Below are 18,690 nucleotides of genomic sequence, written 5' to 3' on the forward strand. Positions count from 1 at the left end.
TATGCTGTGACTGTAATGAGAAAAGTTCTCTTTTTTAGTTGGAAACAGGAGTTCGATTATGTGCAGCAAACACGATGCATGTCGTTCAAATAAAATCGCAATTAACCATTCTCAGGCTGGTTCATGCTCTAGCCCTAAAATTTCATCTGTCCACATGGCAGAGGCATCAGATTCCGGCGCCGAATGCTGCAGCAGTCACAGTTGTGCATCGGGAAGCGATCCCGGTGACGAAGACAGCGACGCCGCTAGGGTAGCCAAATACACACAAAGCTGGCAGGTCGCAGGTATGGATTGCCCATCCTGCGCACGTAAAATTGAAACGGCCGTCAGTCGACTCGATGGCATTATTCAGGCGAAAGTGCTGTTTGCCACCGAAAAGCTGGTCGTTAAGTTTGACGACCAACGCCTGGCTCAGGCGGTCGAAGCCGCTGTTGTCGATACGGGGTTTACTCTCGTTTCCAACGCCTCTACGGCAACATCAGCAGACAATACAGGCTGGCGACATGTGGTTCGCCAGAACGGTCAGATCATTGCGATCGCTACCGCGATGGCCGTCGGTGCACTGCTAAAACCGGTGGTCCCTCAAGTCAGTGAGTGGCTGTTTATCCTGACCTGCCTGATTGGTTTGGCGCCGATCATGAAAAAAGCACTCGCTTTGGCCAAATCCGGTACGCCGTTTGCGATTGAGACACTGATGAGTGTGGCTGCAATTGGGGCGTTGTATCTGGGCGAAACCGTTGAAGCGGCGATGGTGTTGTTGCTGTTTTTGATTGGTGAGCGATTGGAAGCATTTGCCGCCTCGCGTGCGCGCAGCGGCGTGCAGGCATTGATGGCGCTGGTGCCAGAGAATGCGACCAGAATCGATGATGGCCGCCGGGTACAGGTGTTGGCGGCCGAACTTAAACCAGGAGACATCATTGAAGTCGCGCCCGGAGCGCGAATGCCAGCAGATGGTCAGTTGCAGGAATCCTCAGCCAGTTTTGATGAGAGTGCGCTGACGGGTGAGTCGATTCCGGTTGAACGTTTCCTGGGTGACGCCGTGATGGCGGGCGCAGTGGTGGTGGACAAAGTGGTGCGCTTTCACGTGACCTCACGTCAGGGCGAAAATGCCATTGACCGGATTTTGCATCTGATTGAAGAGGCGGAATCTCGTAAAGCCCCTTTGGAGCGTTTTCTGGATAAGTTCAGTCGCTGGTACACACCGCTAATGATGCTGGTGTCGCTACTGGTGATCATCGTACCGCCGCTGATGTTTGCTCAACCATGGGAAACCTGGGTTTACCGCGGATTAGCTTTATTGCTGATTGCTTGCCCTTGTGCACTGGTGATCTCAACGCCAGCCGCCATCACTTCCGGGCTGGCCGCTGCTGCGCGGCGTGGGGCTCTGATTAAAGGCGGTGCTGCGCTAGAGCAGTTGGGTCATATCGACACCATTGCTTTTGATAAAACCGGTACACTGACCAAAGGCAAGCCGGAAGTCACCGACATTGAACCGGTAGAGCAGGTCTCTCTCGCGCAGCTGATGCGAGTGGCCGGAGCGATTGAAGTTGGCTCCAGTCATCCACTGGCGGTTTCTGTGGTCAACAAAGCGCAGCAGATGGGGCTGACGCTTCCGGAAGCCGAGGAGAAACAGGCGTTGGTAGGCAGTGGGGTACAGGGCCGGGTTGAAGGTGAGCTCTATCAAATTCTTGCGCCGAGCAAAGTATCTGTGCCTGTGAGTGCGACGTTGCAGACTCGCATTGAACAATTAGAAGGTGCGGGAAAAACGGTCGTGGTGGTACTGAAGGGTCAGTCTGAAGCGCTGGGTCTGATTGCCTGGCAGGACACGCTGCGCGAAGATGCGGCGCAGGCGATAACGGCACTCAAAGCTTTGGGTATCCATTCGGTGATGCTGACCGGAGACAATCCACGCAGCGCCGCTGCCATCAGCAGCCAGATTGGTATCGATTATCAGGCCGGCTTGTTACCACAGGACAAAGTGCACTACGTAGAAGCGTTATCGCAAAAGGCGAAGGTCGCCATGGTGGGGGATGGCATCAACGATGCGCCTGCAATGAAAGCGGCCAGTATCGGGATTGCCATGGGCGGCGGTACGGATGTTGCGCTGGAGACGGCAGACTCGGCTATCACCCATAACCGACTGGTGGAGCTGCCTGGTATGATTGAACTGTCCCGCGCAACTCTCAGCAATATCCGACAGAACATCACTCTGGCTTTGGGGCTGAAAGGGATATTTCTGGTGACCAGTTTACTCGGCATTACCGGCTTGTGGGTCGCTGTCTTGGCAGACAGTGGGGCCACCGCTCTGGTGACGCTGAACGCTCTGCGCTTACTGAAATTTAACCCTCGTCAGTAAACGTCCACGCGAACTGTCATAAATAGTCGCTACACTGGTTGAGTAGCGGCTATCACTTTTATGCAATCAATTGTCTTTGAGTTGGGATTAAGTGTGATCATGTCGATCATTTAATGAAATGCTAATTATGTTTACGCGCATCATTGTGAGTCTAATCACTCTTTGTCGGGCGTTTGTTGGTTAGAGTAGGCAAGTACCCAATGAATCAATACGAGCTGAACAAGCCACTATAAGGAGTCTCTTATGTCTCAAGCAGTTTTCCATCTGGGCGTTACTGAAGCGGATCTTAATGGTGCCACACTGGCGATCATTCCGGGCGATCCGGCACGTGTACAGAAGATCGCAGAGCTGATGGATAACCCGGAATTTCTGGCAAGTCAACGTGAGTACACGGTGTACCGCGCTGAGCTGGACGGTAAACCGGTTGTGGTTTGTTCAACTGGTATCGGCGGTCCTTCTACGTCGATTGCGGTTGAAGAGCTTGCACAATTGGGCGTGCGTACTTTCCTGAGAGTGGGTACGACGGGCGCTATCCAACCACACGTCAATGTGGGTGACATGATCGTCACAACCGGTTCTGTGCGTCTTGATGGTGCGAGTCTGCACTTTGCTCCAATGGAATTTCCTGCGGTTGCCGACTTTGATGTGGCGACCGCAATGAAAGCGGCTGCGATTGATGCTGGCGCAACTGTCCACACCGGTGTGACCGCATCGAGCGATACTTTTTATCCAGGCCAAGAGCGCTACGATACCTTCACAGGCCGCGTTGTGAAGCGCTTCCAGGGTTCGATGAAAGAGTGGCAGGACATGGGCGTACTGAACTTCGAAATGGAGTCAGCGACGTTACTGACCATGTGTGCCAGCTCGGGTCTGAAAGCGGGTTGTGTTGCCGGTGTGATCATCAACCGCACGCAAAAAGAAATCCCGGATCACTCTACGCTGAAAGAAACCGAAGCACGCTCTATCAAAGTTGTGGTAGAAGCTGCGCGTAAGATGCTGTAATTTTTAGCTTCATTGTGAGTGATAAAGCCGCCGGTTCGGGCGGCTTTTTTGTGTCAGGCGGCAATCGCCACTTTGGGTAACGGCAGGTACAATGTTTCCGTCAGCTCAGACAGCATCTGATCATAAACGTTGGCGATGCTCAGCGAAACATCACTGGTCATGGCGTACAGTTGTTCGACACTGATGTCATACGCCGGATTGTCGGTCAGTTCCCCCAGCATATGCATCGCTTTAGAGCAGCCTGGTGAGGCAATCGACAGTGGGCTGATCAGCGCCAGTTGGTTGAGCTTACGGCGCATTTTGTCGCAGTAATATTTGACTCTCAGGGCGCCATCTTCCCTGTGCATATCCTGAATCGAAATGCGCAGCTGAGTCAGCACTTCCATGGAGTCGACTACTTGCTGCCAGTTGAGGTGATATTCGTCACTGAGGTCGTCTCGACCAGACTCTGCCAGCCAGGCCATGGCAATTTCATCCATCAGAAACAAACAGTGCCGAATGGTTTTACCGTGGATCATTTGATTACGGGCAACACTGCGGTCTGACCACTCCTTGTCTAACGCTTTGAGCTTGAGCTGTAAAATCCGGTACATGGGTTTATTTTCGAACTGGGCGGTGGCGATCAGATGGTTGCTGGTCTCCATTAATGCGTCCTGCAGATGGCTGAGCTCGGATTTCGGATTGTGCTCTGACGTCAGGCCCAGATGCGTGGCACTGCGGTGCTGACGGCACTGATGCAGCAGTTGTCGCAGGTCGACCAGCAATTCGTATTTGCGCTGCAGCGAATTTTGTCGTTGCTTGGACAGGTAAAGTAAAACTGCCAGTATGCCGATGGATATCAGCATCGAAATCAAAACAAACATAACCAACTCCTTGTTAATGCCTTTCTACCTCAAAAGGGGTAGCAGACTTAATGCCAAGAAATTAGTTATTTAAAAACAATGAGTTATCTAGTTTTAATCCAAGATGTTGCGCTGTTTTGGTGCAAGCTGACCTAAAAGTGTGAACCTGGTCAATAAAAAAGCGCCTGATGTTTCCATCAGGCGCTGGGAGTTACAAGGCAGGCAGTGGGTTACATCACACGCATACCAGGCTGAGCGCCTTCGTGTGGCTCCAGGATCCACAGCTCGCTGCCACCAGGGCCTGCCGCCAGGATCATGCCTTCTGACATACCAAACTTCATCTTACGAGGTTTCAGGTTGGCAACCATAACGGTCAGTTTGCCTTCCAGATCTTCCGGTTTGTACGCAGATTTAATGCCAGAGAATACCTGCCGGGTTTCGCCGCCAATATCCAGTTGGAACTTAAGCAGTTTGTTGGCTTTTGGCACTTCTTCGCACGAGATGATACGTGCAATACGCATATCTACCGCGGCAAAAGCGTCAAACTCAATCTCTTCAGCGATAGGATCTTTGTCTAACTCAGTCTGACTCGCTTTGTTCTTTTCCGCTTCTGCTTTTTCTTTCGCCGCTATTTCTGCTGCCGCGTCTTGCTTTGATGCTTCGATCATCGCTTCGATGTTCTTAGGGTCAATACGGTTAAACAGGGCTTTGAACTTAGTGATTTCGTGACCTGTCAGTGGTTGAGCAATGCCATCCCACGTCAGTTCCTGATTCAGGAATGCTTCCGTGCGCGCTGCAAGAGCAGGCATCACGGGTTTCAGGTATGTCATCAAAACGCGGAACAGGTTGATACCAACCGAGCAAATATCTTGCAGCTCTTGATCTTTGCCTTCTTCTTTAGCAACCACCCAAGGTGCTTTTTCATCAACGTACTGATTAGCTTTGTCCGCCAGTGCGGTGATTTCACGGATAGCTCGGCCAAATTCGCGAGTATCAAACAGCTCTGCAATACGATCCGCCGCTGCAACGAACTCGTTGTACAGTTCAGGCTCAGCAAAGTGCTCGGACAGTTTGCCGTCAAAACGTTTAGCAATGAAGCCGGCGTTGCGTGAAGCCAGGTTGACGATCTTGTTAACAACGTCCGCGTTGACGCGTTGGGTGAAGTCTTCCAGGTTCAGGTCAAGGTCGTCGATACGGCTGTTGAGTTTTGCCGCGTAGTAGTAACGCAGGCACTCTGGGTCCAGGTGTTCAAGGTACGTGCTCGCTTTCACGAACGTACCCTTAGACTTAGACATTTTTGCGCCGTTTACTGTGACGTAACCGTGGACGAATACGTTATTCGGTTTGCGGAAGCCAGAGCCTTCCAGCATGGCAGGCCAGAATAGGCTGTGGAAGTAAACAATGTCTTTACCGATGAAGTGGTAAAGCTCCGCTGAGCTGTCTTTGTTCCAGTACTCGTCAAAATTCAGATCATCCCGTTTGTCACACAGATTTTTGAACGAGCCCATGTAGCCGATCGGTGCGTCTAGCCACACGTAGAAGAATTTGTTTTTTTCACCTGGGATCTCGAAGCCAAAATATGGCGCATCACGTGAGATGTCCCATTGTTGCAGGCCTGATTCGAACCATTCTTGCATCTTGTTCGCGGTTTCAGCTTGTAGAGAGCCAGAACGTGTCCACTCTTTAAGCATGCTTTCAAACTGAGGCAGATCGAAGAAGAAGTGTTCAGAATCTTTCATGACCGGCGTCGCACCAGACACGGCCGATTTCGGATTGATCAGCTCGGTCGGGCTATAAGTTTCACCACAATTGTCGCAGTTGTCGCCGTACTGATCTTCCGATTTACACTTCGGACAGGTGCCTTTTACAAAACGGTCTGGCAGGAACATCTCTTTCTCAGGATCAAACAACTGAGAAATAGTGCGGCTGGAGATAAAGCCGTTTTTCTTGAGTTCTAAGTAGATGTGAGACGCCAGCTCGCGGTTTTCTTCCGAGTGTGTGCTGTGGTAGTTGTCAAAGCTGATATCAAAGCCAGCAAAGTCTTTCTGGTGCTCTTCGCTGACGGCGGCAATCATCTCCTCAGGTGTAATACCCATCTGTTGAGCTTTAAGCATGATTGGCGTGCCGTGAGCGTCGTCCGCACAGATGAAGTTTACAATGTTGCCACGCAGGCGTTGGTAACGAACCCAAATGTCCGCCTGGATATGCTCAAGCATGTGACCAAGGTGGATCGAACCGTTAGCGTACGGAAGGGCACAAGTTACCAAAAGTTTTCTTGGATCGTTTGCCATACTTAATATTCGCTTTTCTCGATAGGTATTAAAAAATAGAGAGTAATACTACCTTATCCACACTTTGACTCCAAGGCATCAACGCGCTCTATGCCTTAGTTTTTTCAGGGTTCAGTCTGCGCTGAACGAGTGATAGCATTGAGGGCATCAAGGAGGGCCTATGCGTCAATTTTCATCCAAACAAGATTTGTGTCACTGGCTGAACCAATTTCAGCATTCATCGCTTGTGGACAACTGGGCCGAAGTGCCCGGCTTGGTCACAGTAGAGCCGGATGGTACGTTTGTCATCGCGTTGCCATTTGCCGCCAACGATTTGGTGAGTGAGCTGCAACACTGGATTCGATCCCAGCAGGACAGTGCTGAGGTCGCTCCGTTTGCTTTCCGGGTGGAAGTGCAGGTGAAAGCGCTAAAAACGCATGTGCCACATGCCGTCAACGGGGTCAAAAACGTCATCGCGGTGACCTCCGCCAAAGGCGGTGTCGGAAAATCAACCACGGCCGTCAATCTCGCGCTGGCCATGGCGCGCTCCGGGGCCAAGGTGGGGCTGCTGGATGCTGATATTTACGGCCCATCCGTGCCGATGATGCTCGGTCAGATGACGGCTGCGCCTAAAGTACGCGACAACAAATGGATGCAGCCCGTCGAGGCGCACGGTATTTACACTCACTCGATCGGTTATCTGGTCTCTAGCGATGATGCCGCCATCTGGCGTGGCCCCATGGCGTCCAAAGCGTTGGCGCAGCTGCTGAATGAAACGGAATGGCCGGAGTTGGATTATCTGGTGATCGACATGCCGCCGGGCACTGGTGATATACAATTGACTTTATCACAGCAGATTCCGGTTACGGGGGCGTTAATCGTGACGACGCCTCAAGATCTCGCTTTGGCGGATGCACGCAAAGGGGCGGCTATGTTTGCCAAAGTGGATGTGCCGGTGATCGGGCTGGTGGAAAACATGAGTTACCACATTTGCAGCCACTGTGGCGAAAAAGAACATCTCTTTGGTGTAGGTGGCGCGCAGAAGATGGCGGCAGAATATGATCTGGCCATGCTGGCACAGATCCCATTGCATATTCGGCTGCGTGAAGATGTGGATTCTGGCTGTCCGACGGTGGCCGCAGAGCCGGAAAGCGAGCATGCCCAGCCCTATTTCTCTCTGGCGGAAAGCGTAGGCAGTCGGCTGTTCTGGCAAGGGGAAACCAAACCGGACGCAATCAGTTTCACATTGGTGGAGTGAGGTTTAGGGCAAAATGAAAAGGGCGTACGAGATCACATATTCAATGTAATCGTTTGTATGGCACTTTGTTATTCAATTTGGCCAAAAGCGGCGATTTAAATGGTTTTGCGACTAGTATCCACTAGTCGCAACCCCTATAATCAGGCGGTTTATCTAATCACATCATCATCGGGTGCAACTAATGTCTGATAATAATCAATGCGTCATCGTAGGTATTGCCGGCGCGTCTGCTTCTGGAAAAAGTTTGATCGCCAGCACGATTTATAATGAGCTACGTGCCAAAGTGGGCGATCATCAAATTGGTGTTATCACGGAAGACAGCTATTACAAAGACCAAAGCCATCTGAGTATGGAAGAACGAGTCAAAACCAATTACGACCACCCGAATGCCCTCGACCACGACCTTCTTTGTGACCACCTTGAAAAGCTGACCCGCGGCGAAGCGGTCGATGTGCCAGAGTACAGCTACACAGAACATACCCGCACCGAACATACCTCCACATTAACGCCAAAGAAAGTGATCATCCTGGAAGGCATTCTTTTGCTGACAGACCCACGTCTGCGTGATCTGATGCACGCAACCGTGTTTATGGACACACCGCTGGATATCTGTTTGCTGCGCCGTGTTAAACGTGATGTAGAAGAGCGTGGCCGGACCATGGACTCGGTACTGAAACAGTACCAAGCGACTGTACGCCCGATGTTCATGCAGTTTATCGAGCCGTCGAAACAGTACGCGGACATTATCGTACCTCGTGGTGGTAAAAACCGCATTGCGATCGATGTCTTGAAGGCTCATATTGCAAAACTTCTGAAAGCTTAATCGTTTATCGCAGTTCTGAGCTTTATTTTTTATGAGATAAGTGGCACTTTAGGTGCCACTTTTTTTATATAACGACTAACCTGAAAAATGTCTCCTTCCTTAACAAGCTCAATCAAGCAAGGAAAAAGCTGATGAAGAAAATTGTACTGTTCATTGCTGCGCTTTTGCTGATCGTTGTTATCGGCCTCGCAGCTCTCGTCTTGCTGGTAAATCCTAACCAATTTAAACCTTTGATCGTCGAGCAAGCCAAAAAACATACTGGCCTGGAGCTGGTGATCGAAGGGGATATCAGTTGGCAGTTCTTCCCATCGCTCGGTTTTGAGCTGGGCAAAACCGAACTGCGCAACCCGGCGGGCTTCACCAAACCAAACATGCTCAAAGTAGAATCTGTGGGAATTGACGTGTCAGTGATGCCGCTGCTAAGCAAGCAGTTGGAAATTGGCAACGTGACTCTGGATGGGGCTGAATTCAATCTGGAAACGCTTAAAGATGGTCGTAAAAACATCGACGCTCTGAGCAAAGCGCAAACCGCACAAACAGAGTCGAAAGCCGCGGAGAGTAACACTCAAACAGCGCCGGAAACGAACGATCAAACCGGTGAGGCAGCTCAATGGGCTATCCATCTGGCTGGTGTCACCGTGTCGAATGCGACATTGGATATTCAGGATAAGCAGGCAGGAACGTTTACCAAACTGTACGATGTGTCACTGAACCTGTCGGAGTTTGCGGTCGATACCTGGACCAAAGCGAATTTTGCCGCCAAGGGTGAAAATAATCAGCAGACATTTGGTGCGAAAGGCAACGCCGAATTTAAGTTGGCTCCAGGCTTCAAAGAATACGCGCTGCGTAACATCAAAGTCGATGCTAACTTCAGTGATGCGTCGAATCAGATCGAGTCTGCCAAGTTAGAGCTGGCAACGTTTGAGTTTGATAAAGCCAATGCACTGACTTACGCGGTGAAAGGAAAAGCGGGCGATATGGCGCTGGATCTGAACGGGTCTGGTGCACTGAAAGTGAACAAAGCGATCACTCAGGTGAGTGTGAGTAAACTGATGCTGGCTGGCCAGTTGGAAGGCGCAGGTTTGCCTCAGTCGCCGATGAAAGTGGCGATGACATCGGATGTAAATTTTGACCTCAACAAGAGCCACCTCAGTGTGATCCTGGAAACGCTGACCGCGAACGCGATTGCTCTGGACGGAAAAGCGGATGTGACGCTGAGCGATATTCCGAAAGTGCGCTTTACCCTGCACAGCCCGAATATCGATTTAGATGAGTTCCTGGGTCTTGAGTCCACGAACACTGAAAGCAAACCCGCCACATCGGGTGGTAACAATTCAGGGGCGAAGTCTGGCACAGCTACATCGGCACCTGAACAGGAGCCGGATTTGTCTGCGCTGAAAACCCTCGACGTTCAGGGCGGCATTACCATTGATAAATTCAAAGCATCCAATGCGAAAATGCAGAATGTGAAAGCCAGCTTTACTGTGGATCGCGGTGTGGCCAAATTGACATCCTTTCGCTCTCAGCTGTACGGGGGGGTGGTGAACGCGACCGCCACTCTGGATGCGCGTAAAACGCCGGCGACCTACGCAGTGAAAAAGCAGATCAACGGTGTACAGGTTCAGCCGCTGCTGAAAGACGTTGCGGACAACGACAAGCTGGAAGGCACCGGGAACATCGATGTGAATGTCCAGGGGCGAAGCCTGACCCCTAGCGGGATCAAAAAGAACCTGGCAGGCACTGTGGTGATCAAGTTTGCAGACGGTGCGGTGAACGGTATCAACGTTGCGCAGATGATTCGTGACGGTTATGCCAAGTTTAAAGGGAAGTCGATTGATGGCAAAGAAGGTGCACAGAAGACCGACTTCAGTGCGATGGGCGCGACGCTAAACCTGAGCCAAGGTGTGGTTTCAACCAAAGACCTGACGATGCAATCGCCATTGCTGCGTATTGGTGGAGAAGGTAAAGCCAACTACATCAATGAAACGGTGGACTTTCTGGTCAGAACGTCGATTGTCGGTACACTGGAAGGCCAGGGCGGTAAAGACATCAATGAGCTGCGTGATCTGACAATTCCAATCAATGTGTCCGGCAAATGGGAGAAACCGAAGTTCAAGTTGGTGTTTGATGATGTGCTCAAACAGAAAGCCCAAAAGGAACTCGACCGTAACCTGGAAAAGCTGGATGAAAAGTTAGGTGATAAGATTAAAGATGAGAAGACCAAAGACGCGATCAACAACGCGATAAAAGGCCTGTTTAATTAAGCAAAGCAAACGCAAAAGGGTTGGCCAATGGCCAACCCTTTCTTGTTATCAACGAAAGCCGCGCTTACCAGTCGACGCCTTTGAGCGCTTTGACACCCGATTCAAAAGCGTGTTTGACGTTGCGAACTTCGGATACCGTATCGGCCATGTCGATCAGAGTACGGTGGGCACCGCGGCCGGTAATGATCACAGATTGCATTGGCGGGCGGGCGTTCAACGCATCAACCACTTCATCCAGCTCAATGTAGCCATAGCTGACCATATAGGTCAGTTCATCGAACAGTACAACATCCAGAGATTCATCGGTCAGCATTCGTTTACATTGCTGCCAGACTTGTTGCGCTGCGTCGGTGTCTGCGGCTTTATTCTGAGTTTCCCAGGTAAAACCGGTCGCCATAACCTGAAATTCGACACCGAGCTTTTCCAATAGGTTGCGTTCCCCGTTCTCCCAAGTGCCTTTAATGAATTGGGCGACAGCACAAGATTTACCATGGCCGATTGCCCGGACGATAGTGCCGAAGCCGGAGGTTGACTTGCCTTTGCCGTTGCCGGTAATGATCAGCAGTAAGCCTTTCTCTTCTTGCGCCGCTGCAACCCGTGCGTCCACTTGTTCTTTGACTTTCTGCTGCCGTGCTTTATGGCGTGCTTCTTTGCTGTCCTCTGCAGACATCTTTTTTCTCCCTAAACGAAACTGATTTCCAGCCATCATAACGAAAAAACGCCACACTAAATACCGTGATTATTCAGGGATATCCGCAAACTCGATAATGGAAACATCGTATGTATTTGGGGGCAAAGTGGCAAATTCGACGTCTGGTTACAACGGATCGCTCAGATAGATAGCGAGGTCACATGATTGCACTGGCTGTCCGACGCAATCTGAAGTAGGTTTTAGGGAGCACTCTCGTCAGCTACCCGCGGTGGTGGAGGCAATACATTACCCGGTGGGAGGAAAGTGATTGTCGTGATTTGGATGATTTGCAGGAGGCAGCTTTGAAGAAAATTCTGGTGGTATGTATGGGGAATATCTGTCGCTCTCCGACAGGTGAAGCAGTACTGCGTGCGAAGGCGCGGCAACTCGGAGTGGATATTGAGGTCGATTCAGCGGGCACCATAGACTTTCATACTGGCAGCGGGCCGGATGCCCGAGCTCGGGCGGCCGGTGAGCAGAGAGGGTATTCTTTTGATGACATCCAGGCACGCCAAGTTAACTGTTGGGATTTTGAACACTTCGATTACATTCTTGCGGCTGACGCTGACAATCTGGCTGACTTGACCGACCGGTGTCCGTCAGAGCACCAACACAAACTGTCGCTGTTTTTGAGCCATGCGGATTCTGATTACGATGAAATCCCGGACCCTTACTATGATGGGGCAAACGGGTTCGAACTGGTGCTCGATCTCATTGAAGAGGCCAGCGATAACCTGCTGCGGAAGTTGTAGTGGCCTGCATCTCAACATTCATGCTTATCAGGCGGCCATGATGCGGCCGCTGAAATAATCATTGGCAACAATGTATTCGGTATTGCGGATCAGCTCATCGTTGATTTCAGCCCAGTGTAATTCGTCATCGCACTCTTGCGCTGTAATCGCTGGGACAACACCGCCCACCCGAATATTGAACGGAGTCAGCTCTCGGGCCCAGCTTTGTGTGAACCCCGTGACCATTGACGCCGCATTCTCAAAGCCGGACAAATCCCGGTAATCTTCATGCGCGACGACATTAACGATCACACCGCGTTTGTTGGCACGTCGCATGTGATCTGCGGTGGCTTGACCGAAGGTAAACAGCGTGGACGCCATTAAAGCCAGTCTCTGGGTAAAAGTGTCTGGAGAAAAATCACTGACCAAACGCGGCATTGGCCGGGTCGTCAGTGTGTTGACTAACACGTCTGGCCCACTGCCGTAGCAGTCTTCAACAAAGGCAAACAGGGCATCCAGCGAAGCTTGGGTATGATCGTGCAACTGGAAGGCATGAACGTCAGGAGACACCCGCTGGCAACCGTCTCTGGTTTGGTGCAGGCGGTGGATATCTTTGTCGCACAAAATCACTCTGGCGCCAAGCGAAGCAAAGTGTGTCGCCAGAGTTGCCCCTAGCGTAGAACCAGCAGAAGTGACTAATATAACGGCACTTTTTATATCCATGGGCAACCCCAAGCTGAAGGTGAATTTGTCCCGGAAGAGGAGAAATTTGTCCACATAGCATGGTTGATTAGCTGTGACTTGGATGTGAATAACATCAAATTAATGGGTCGTATAAGCCGTTAATGTGAAATTCTTTGCAGCATTTCACATATCTGGGTGTAGGGCATGAATCGGGCTTGATGTTATCTAGAGGCGCTTCTAATGAATCAAGCAGTTAACTGAATTTGAGCCTGACGTTGTGCACGGACAAGCTGATTGTACAGGTCAGCAGGTAGGGCCTGACGCGGCTCTGTCTCTGCCAACTGGCGCCGCTGATGGCCTGACAAGTTGTGGTAGACTTCTTCAGGTAAACCGTGAGTGCCTTCTGGCAGATAAGCGAGCGCATCTGGGGTCAGATAGTGGCAGAGTTTGGCGCTGGGTAGACCAGCGTCATGAAATTGAGCAGCCTGGTGTGCGGAGATCGCGTACGAGCTCTGATCGGCGCTAAGAGGCTGAGGAACAGGAAGCTCAAAACGTTGTCGCAGCAGTTGTTCGGTGGTGTGCGTTTGGTTGATCATTTCCACCGGGGTCGTGTCACGAACGTCACTGGAAAACATCGACAGCAGCAAACCAAAATCGGCACGACGTCCTTCGTGAACGGCTTGGTTAATACCATTACCGAACTGAAGTTCGTTGATGATGCCAGCTTTGTCTAAGGTGTGTATTTGCATGGTGCTCCCCGTCTGATGAACTATTAACGGCATGAGCGCGAAAAACTTTAGCGAAGTAATTGAAAAACAGTATGTTGTGAGCTACGAGCGAAAAAAAAGCCCCGCGAGTGCGGGGCTATCGGAACTTGGTGGGGCTCAGTCTTCGAGTTCCGCCAGACACATCTCTTCGTAGATCTGCTCAACCCAGTTTTTCACTCGTTCATCGGTCAGTTCTGGTTGACGGTCTTCGTCAATGCACAGACCAACAAAGTTGCTGTCGTCACCTTCAACCAACGCTTTCGAAGCTTCGAACTCGTAACCGTCTGTTGATGTATGGCCCAGAATCGTACCGCCTTTTGCTTCGACGATATCGCGTACGGTTCCCATCGCGTCACAGAAGTACTCAGCGTAATCTTCCTGATCACCACAACCAAAGATAGCAACCAGCTTGGTTGAAAAATCGATCTGTTCCAGTTCTGGGAAGAAATCGTCCCAGTCACACTGTGCTTCACCGTAGTACCATGTTGGGATACCAAGTAGCAGCAGATCAAAGTTATCAATGTCTTCTTTACTACTCTTTGCGATGTCTTGAACGTGAACCAGTTTCTTACCCAGTTGCTTTTGAATCATCTTCGCAATAGCTTCAGTGTTACCTGTATCGCTACCAAAGAAGATACCTACACTTGCCATAGATTCATTACCTTTAATTTTGTCTGTGGTTGGCGGTCAGAGATGAGAATTAACCCAGTCCGGTGCCTTCCCAGGAGAGCTGTATCAGGCCTTTCGCGATAAAACCTGCGCACCCCAAAAACAGCACCAGCCATACAATACGACGACCAAATACCGGAACATTGCCCTGTTTCAGAACATCTTTTATTGCCATACCAATCAGGAAAAAGATAGACGCAAAAAGCAAATCAAGTCCAATTGACTCGATCATGTTCATGTAGTCGTACAGCATGGAATCCCTTTCTGCCAATTTTGCTTGCGCGAACTATACCACTGTTATTCGGTAAAGTTAATGCGATCATGTCGCATTCACGTCACAAGCGCTACTCAGAGAAATTTGCGAATTGCGCGCAGTACTTCCGCCGGTTTTTCCGCATGCAACCAGTGGCCAGTGTTGGCGATCACATGGGCTTTGGCGTTTGCGAACTGCGCTTGCACCTGGCCTTGATGCTCTGTAGTGAGATAGTCAGAGTCTCCTCCTTTGACAAACAGCGTCGGAATCGATGTCAGAGGAATAGGCTCCCAGCCCAAAATACAATCGTAATTGGCCAGCAGTGCCGGAACATTGAAACGCCAGGTTAAAGTATTGCCTTGTTTATACAGTGACTTAGATAGAAACTGCCGCACGCCATCGATCTCAATGTGCTCAGCCAGCATCGCCAAGGCCTGGACTCGGGTGGTAGGTGGCGTATTGAGAACGTGTTGCAGTCCGGCAAACACGTTGTCGTGTCGACGTACTTGATACGCCACTGGGGCCATGTCCATCACCACCAGTTTGGCCATGGAATCCGGCGCAACCTCTGCCAGTTTCATGGCGACTTTACCGCCCATGGAGTGGCCGATGACGGTCACGTCGCCGAGGTTAAGATGGTCGAACAGGGCGGCCACGTCCTCAGCCATAAGCGCATAATTATGCTCATCAGAGTGGAGCGACTGGCCATGATTGCGCAGGTCCACGCTCAGGACCTGATGATCGTCGCGCAGGTCGCGTGCCAGCAGGCCAAGGTTATCCAAATTACCGAACAGGCCGTGGATCAGTACAACGGTGTGACCCTCACCTTCAAGTTTGTAGTTGAGCAGCTGTGACATTTTATCTTATTCGTGACTGGTTTAACGTAGAGTCTCGGGAAAGATCTCGCTATAATCCCCCAGAGTTTAAACATAGAGATTGTGAAAAGCGAATGAAAACAATTGAGGTTGATGAGGATCTATACCGTTACATCGCAGGCCAGACCCAACATATTGGCGAGAGCGCTTCGGATATTCTGCGCCGCCTGCTTAACGTGGATGGCAAAGCGGTCAAACAAGCACCTGCTGTGGCGCAGCCGAAAGGCATCGTAGTCAGCAAAGATGCCGGTAAAGATCAGCAGATCGATGCAGTAAAAGAGATGCGCTCACTGCTTATTTCCGACGAGTTTGCCGGTCTGAAAAAAGCAATTGACCGTTTTATGCTGGTGCTTTCAACATTACACCGCATCGACCCACAAAGTTTCTCTGAAGCCACTCAGGTGAAAGGCCGTAAACGTGTGTACTTTGCGGATAACCAGCAGACTCTGCTGGCGAGCGGCAACACCACCAAGCCAAAAGCCATTCCTAATACCCCATTCTGGGTGATCACCAACAACAATACCAGCCGCAAACGCCAGATGGTTGAGCAGCTGATGGTCAGAATGAACTTCCAGGCAGAACTGATTGAAAAAGTCACCAACTCAATCTAAAAAAGTCTGATTGAAACCTCATAATGCACAAGTTGAACTCAGTATTATGAGGTTTTTTATTTTCTCGTTTTTAAAGAAAGGATGTCATAATGGCGATGCACCCACGCGCGGGACAAAAAGCGCAGCAGCAAGACCTTCACAACATTCCAGCCCTGGTAGCCAACTATTTTCTTCTTCAGCCTGACCCAAGTAATCCGGACCACAAAGTACAGTTTGGTACTTCTGGTCATCGTGGGACCGCGGATAAGACGACCTTCAACCAGAATCACATTCTGGCGATAGCTCAGGCGGTGGCAGATGTGCGTGCTGAGCAAGGCACGGCGGGGCCGTTGTTTGTCGGTAAAGATACTCACGCTTTGTCTGAGCCAGCGTTTCACAGTGTTGTGGAAGTGCTGGTGGCGAATGGAATTGAAGTGGTGGTGCAGGAGAAGCGTGGTTATACCCCAACACCGGGTATCTCTCATGCTATTTTGAGCTACAACCGTCAGCACCATTATAAAGCGGACGGCATCGTCATTACGCCTTCTCATAACCCCCCTCAGGATGGCGGCATCAAATACAACCCGACGCACGGTGGCCCGGCGGAAGACGCACTAACGAAGGCCATTGAGAACCGTGCGAATGCCCTGATAGCGGCCGACATGCACGGCGTTCAGCGTCTCACTCCAGAGCAGGTGGTGGCATCAGGACTGGTTAAAGAGCGGGATCTGGTGAAACCGTACATTGATGATTTGGTCAATGTGATTGATATGCAGGCGATTCAGCAGGCAGGCCTGAAGATCGGTGTGGATCCACTGGGCGGCAGCGGGATTGATTACTGGCGCCAGATCGCCACGACGTACAATCTGGATCTGACGCTGGTCAGCGAGGCCATTGATCCGTCGTTCCAGTTTATGTCTCTGGACAAAGACGGTGTGATCCGGATGGACTGCTCATCGCCATACGCGATGGCGGGCTTGCTGGCGCTTAAAGATGATTACGATTTGGCATTTGGGAATGACCCGGATTATGACCGCCACGGCATCGTGACACCGAAAGGTCTGATGAACCCAAACCATTACCTGGCAGTGTGTATCGACTACCTTTATCGTCATCGCGATGGTTGGGGGCAGAACGTTGCGGTGGGTAAAACTCTGGTGTCCAGCGCCTTGATCGACCGCGTGGTCGCGGATTTGGGCCGCAATCTGTGTGAAGTCCCGGTTGGCTTTAAATGGTTTGTGGATGGGCTGTACCAGGGGCAGTTTGGTTTTGGTGGTGAAGAGAGCGCAGGAGCTTCATTTTTGCGCAAAGATGGCACGCCGTGGTCCACCGATAAAGATGGCATTATTCTTTGTTTGCTGGCGGCGGAAATTACCGCGGTGACAGGCAAAAATCCGCAGCAATACTACGAAGAGCTGGCGGCCAAGCACGGTGAGTCTCAGTATAACCGTATTCAAGCGGTGGCCAACGGCGCCCAAAAAGAGGTGCTGAAAAAGCTCTCTCCTGAAATGGTGTCGGCTGAAACGTTGGCGGGCGATCCTATCACCGCACGTCTGACGCATGCGCCAGGCAATGGTGCGGCGATTGGGGGGCTGAAAGTCACCACTGACAACGGCTGGTTTGCTGCGCGCCCGTCCGGTACGGAAGAGATTTACAAGATTTACTGCGAGAGCTTCAAAGGCGCTGAGCACCTGAAGCAGATTGAAACCGAAGCGCAGGATATCGTGAATCAGGTTTTTACCAACGCAGGTCTGTAAATCTCTGTTACTTTCATGCAAAAGCGGCCAACCGGCCGCTTTTTTGATCATTATTGGCTGTTGTTCGGCCATTGGTCCGGCACGATGAACCAAAATCGTCCGGTGTCATCCTGACAGTGGATAAAGCGCTCTGTGACACCGGTGACGACCGGTGAGCTTGCGTCCCGGCCGCTGATCCACTGTGGTTTATCCAGTTGGTACAGAGTCTGCGTTATTTGGGGCCTCTGGCTCTGATAGCACCAGAGCCCCTTAATGCGCTCCGGATTGAGCGCATAGCCCAAACACGTTGGCGGGATCGGCTGTGGGTCGAACGGGTTGATATACAGACGACCTTGCATCAGCAGGTGTTGAGTCATCGTTGGCCAGTGTGGATAGCGTTCGGTGAACGCGTCGGTCTGGCTCATTTGAAGCTGATGACTGAGCATTCTGGTCAGTTTCTTATCCAGTTGATCGTGGGCATTGGGGCCAAACCAGAGCCCGTCTTTTAATAAATAAAACTTGATGGCCACTTCCCAATGCTGGAGTGCGTTACTGGGTAGGTGGCGCACGATAAAATCAATGGCACCAAGAGTTTGTCCCTTGTGTTGTAACTGAATTTCTTCCGCCTCGACCTGGAAATCCGGATGACGCTGAAACAGTTGATGGCACACATGCTGATACAAAAATCCCAGGCGAGGGTTCCCCTGATACACGTCATCAAGAGCACTGAGATCGACGGTGAAGGGAGGCTGGGTTTCCAGCGGCGTGTGGGCCGAAAACAAAGTTGGGGTCGTGGCCACCCATCGGGCGATTTGGCTTAGCTGAGTCATAGGTCAATCAGTCCGTTGTTTTCGACATTTTAACGCGAAATTGCTATAA

17 protein-coding genes are annotated in these 18,690 nt (G+C 51.0%); 8 read left to right on the forward strand and 9 right to left on the reverse strand.

Annotated elements, in window-relative coordinates; translation table 11 throughout:
* Positions 1-58: 58 nt before the first annotated feature.
* On the forward strand, positions 59-2,356 hold the full coding sequence (locus VPR01S_RS03075) for a zinc/cadmium/mercury/lead-transporting ATPase (RefSeq protein ID WP_021703836.1): 2,298 nt from the start codon (positions 59-61) through the stop codon (positions 2,354-2,356).
* A gap of 243 nt (positions 2,357-2,599) precedes the next feature.
* Positions 2,600-3,358, forward strand: coding sequence for a uridine phosphorylase (gene udp / locus VPR01S_RS03080; RefSeq protein WP_021703837.1), 759 nt, complete (start codon positions 2,600-2,602; stop codon positions 3,356-3,358).
* Positions 3,359-3,411: 53 nt separating this feature from the next.
* On the opposite strand, the gene VPR01S_RS03085 is transcribed toward udp, so the two are convergent.
* Together VPR01S_RS03085 and metG are read right to left on the reverse strand one after the other, a co-directional pair.
* Positions 3,412-4,221, reverse strand: coding sequence for a hypothetical protein (locus VPR01S_RS03085; protein WP_021703838.1), 810 nt, complete (start codon positions 4,219-4,221; stop codon positions 3,412-3,414).
* 209 nt (positions 4,222-4,430) lie between these two features.
* Positions 4,431-6,491, reverse strand: coding sequence for a methionine--tRNA ligase (gene metG, locus VPR01S_RS03090; protein ID WP_021703839.1), 2,061 nt, complete (start codon positions 6,489-6,491; stop codon positions 4,431-4,433).
* Between the two features lie 160 nt (positions 6,492-6,651).
* Here metG and apbC point away from each other — a divergent pair, with 160 nt between their 5' ends.
* From apbC to VPR01S_RS03105, 3 genes are all read left to right on the forward strand, one after another.
* Positions 6,652-7,728, forward strand: coding sequence for an iron-sulfur cluster carrier protein ApbC (gene apbC, locus VPR01S_RS03095; RefSeq protein ID WP_021703840.1), 1,077 nt, complete (start codon positions 6,652-6,654; stop codon positions 7,726-7,728).
* A gap of 181 nt (positions 7,729-7,909) precedes the next feature.
* Entirely contained in the window at positions 7,910-8,551 is a 642-nt protein-coding gene (gene udk, locus VPR01S_RS03100) for a uridine kinase (protein WP_040902226.1), read from the forward strand.
* Between the two features lie 131 nt (positions 8,552-8,682).
* Positions 8,683-10,815: an AsmA family protein gene (locus VPR01S_RS03105; RefSeq protein WP_021703842.1), complete on the forward strand. Its 2,133-nt coding sequence runs from the start codon at positions 8,683-8,685 to the stop codon at positions 10,813-10,815.
* 64 nt (positions 10,816-10,879) lie between these two features.
* Here the strand turns inward: VPR01S_RS03105 and cobO are convergent, their stop codons facing one another.
* Positions 10,880-11,485 carry a cob(I)yrinic acid a,c-diamide adenosyltransferase gene (gene cobO / locus VPR01S_RS03110; protein WP_021703843.1) on the reverse strand — a complete coding sequence of 202 codons (606 nt, stop codon included), beginning with the start codon at positions 11,483-11,485 and terminating at the stop codon, positions 10,880-10,882.
* A 323-nt stretch (positions 11,486-11,808) separates the two neighbouring features.
* Here cobO and VPR01S_RS03115 point away from each other — a divergent pair, with 323 nt between their 5' ends.
* Positions 11,809-12,258: a low molecular weight protein-tyrosine-phosphatase gene (locus VPR01S_RS03115; RefSeq protein WP_021703844.1), complete on the forward strand. Its 450-nt coding sequence runs from the start codon at positions 11,809-11,811 to the stop codon at positions 12,256-12,258.
* Between the two features lie 27 nt (positions 12,259-12,285).
* Here VPR01S_RS03115 and VPR01S_RS03120 read toward each other — a convergent pair whose 3' ends face one another.
* From VPR01S_RS03120 to VPR01S_RS03140, 5 genes are all read right to left on the reverse strand, one after another.
* Positions 12,286-12,960 (reverse strand): SDR family oxidoreductase, encoded by a 675-nt coding sequence (locus VPR01S_RS03120; protein WP_021703845.1) that lies wholly within the window; start codon positions 12,958-12,960, stop codon positions 12,286-12,288.
* A 206-nt stretch (positions 12,961-13,166) separates the two neighbouring features.
* Positions 13,167-13,670: a VC2046/SO_2500 family protein gene (locus VPR01S_RS03125; protein WP_021703846.1), complete on the reverse strand. Its 504-nt coding sequence runs from the start codon at positions 13,668-13,670 to the stop codon at positions 13,167-13,169.
* A gap of 135 nt (positions 13,671-13,805) precedes the next feature.
* Entirely contained in the window at positions 13,806-14,339 is a 534-nt protein-coding gene (gene fldA, locus VPR01S_RS03130; RefSeq protein ID WP_021703847.1) for a flavodoxin FldA, read from the reverse strand.
* Positions 14,340-14,388: 49 nt separating this feature from the next.
* Positions 14,389-14,610: a DUF2788 domain-containing protein gene (locus VPR01S_RS03135; protein ID WP_021703848.1), complete on the reverse strand. Its 222-nt coding sequence runs from the start codon at positions 14,608-14,610 to the stop codon at positions 14,389-14,391.
* Between the two features lie 95 nt (positions 14,611-14,705).
* Complete coding sequence (locus VPR01S_RS03140; RefSeq protein ID WP_021703849.1) at positions 14,706-15,467, reverse strand: alpha/beta fold hydrolase; 762 nt, start codon at positions 15,465-15,467, stop codon at positions 14,706-14,708.
* 92 nt (positions 15,468-15,559) lie between these two features.
* Here VPR01S_RS03140 and seqA point away from each other — a divergent pair, with 92 nt between their 5' ends.
* The gene (gene seqA / locus VPR01S_RS03145) at positions 15,560-16,096 is read left to right on the forward strand and encodes a replication initiation negative regulator SeqA (RefSeq protein ID WP_021703850.1); all 537 of its coding nucleotides are present in this window, start codon (positions 15,560-15,562) and stop codon (positions 16,094-16,096) included.
* Positions 16,097-16,185: 89 nt separating this feature from the next.
* Complete coding sequence (gene pgm, locus VPR01S_RS03150; protein WP_021703851.1) at positions 16,186-17,832, forward strand: phosphoglucomutase (alpha-D-glucose-1,6-bisphosphate-dependent); 1,647 nt, start codon at positions 16,186-16,188, stop codon at positions 17,830-17,832.
* 50 nt (positions 17,833-17,882) lie between these two features.
* Here pgm and VPR01S_RS03155 read toward each other — a convergent pair whose 3' ends face one another.
* Positions 17,883-18,641 carry a DUF1853 family protein gene (locus VPR01S_RS03155; protein ID WP_021703852.1) on the reverse strand — a complete coding sequence of 253 codons (759 nt, stop codon included), beginning with the start codon at positions 18,639-18,641 and terminating at the stop codon, positions 17,883-17,885.
* Between the last annotated feature and the right edge of the window lie 49 nt (positions 18,642-18,690).

The sequence above is a fragment of the Vibrio proteolyticus NBRC 13287 genome, from assembly GCF_000467125.1.
Lineage (GTDB): Bacteria > Pseudomonadota > Gammaproteobacteria > Enterobacterales > Vibrionaceae > Vibrio > Vibrio proteolyticus.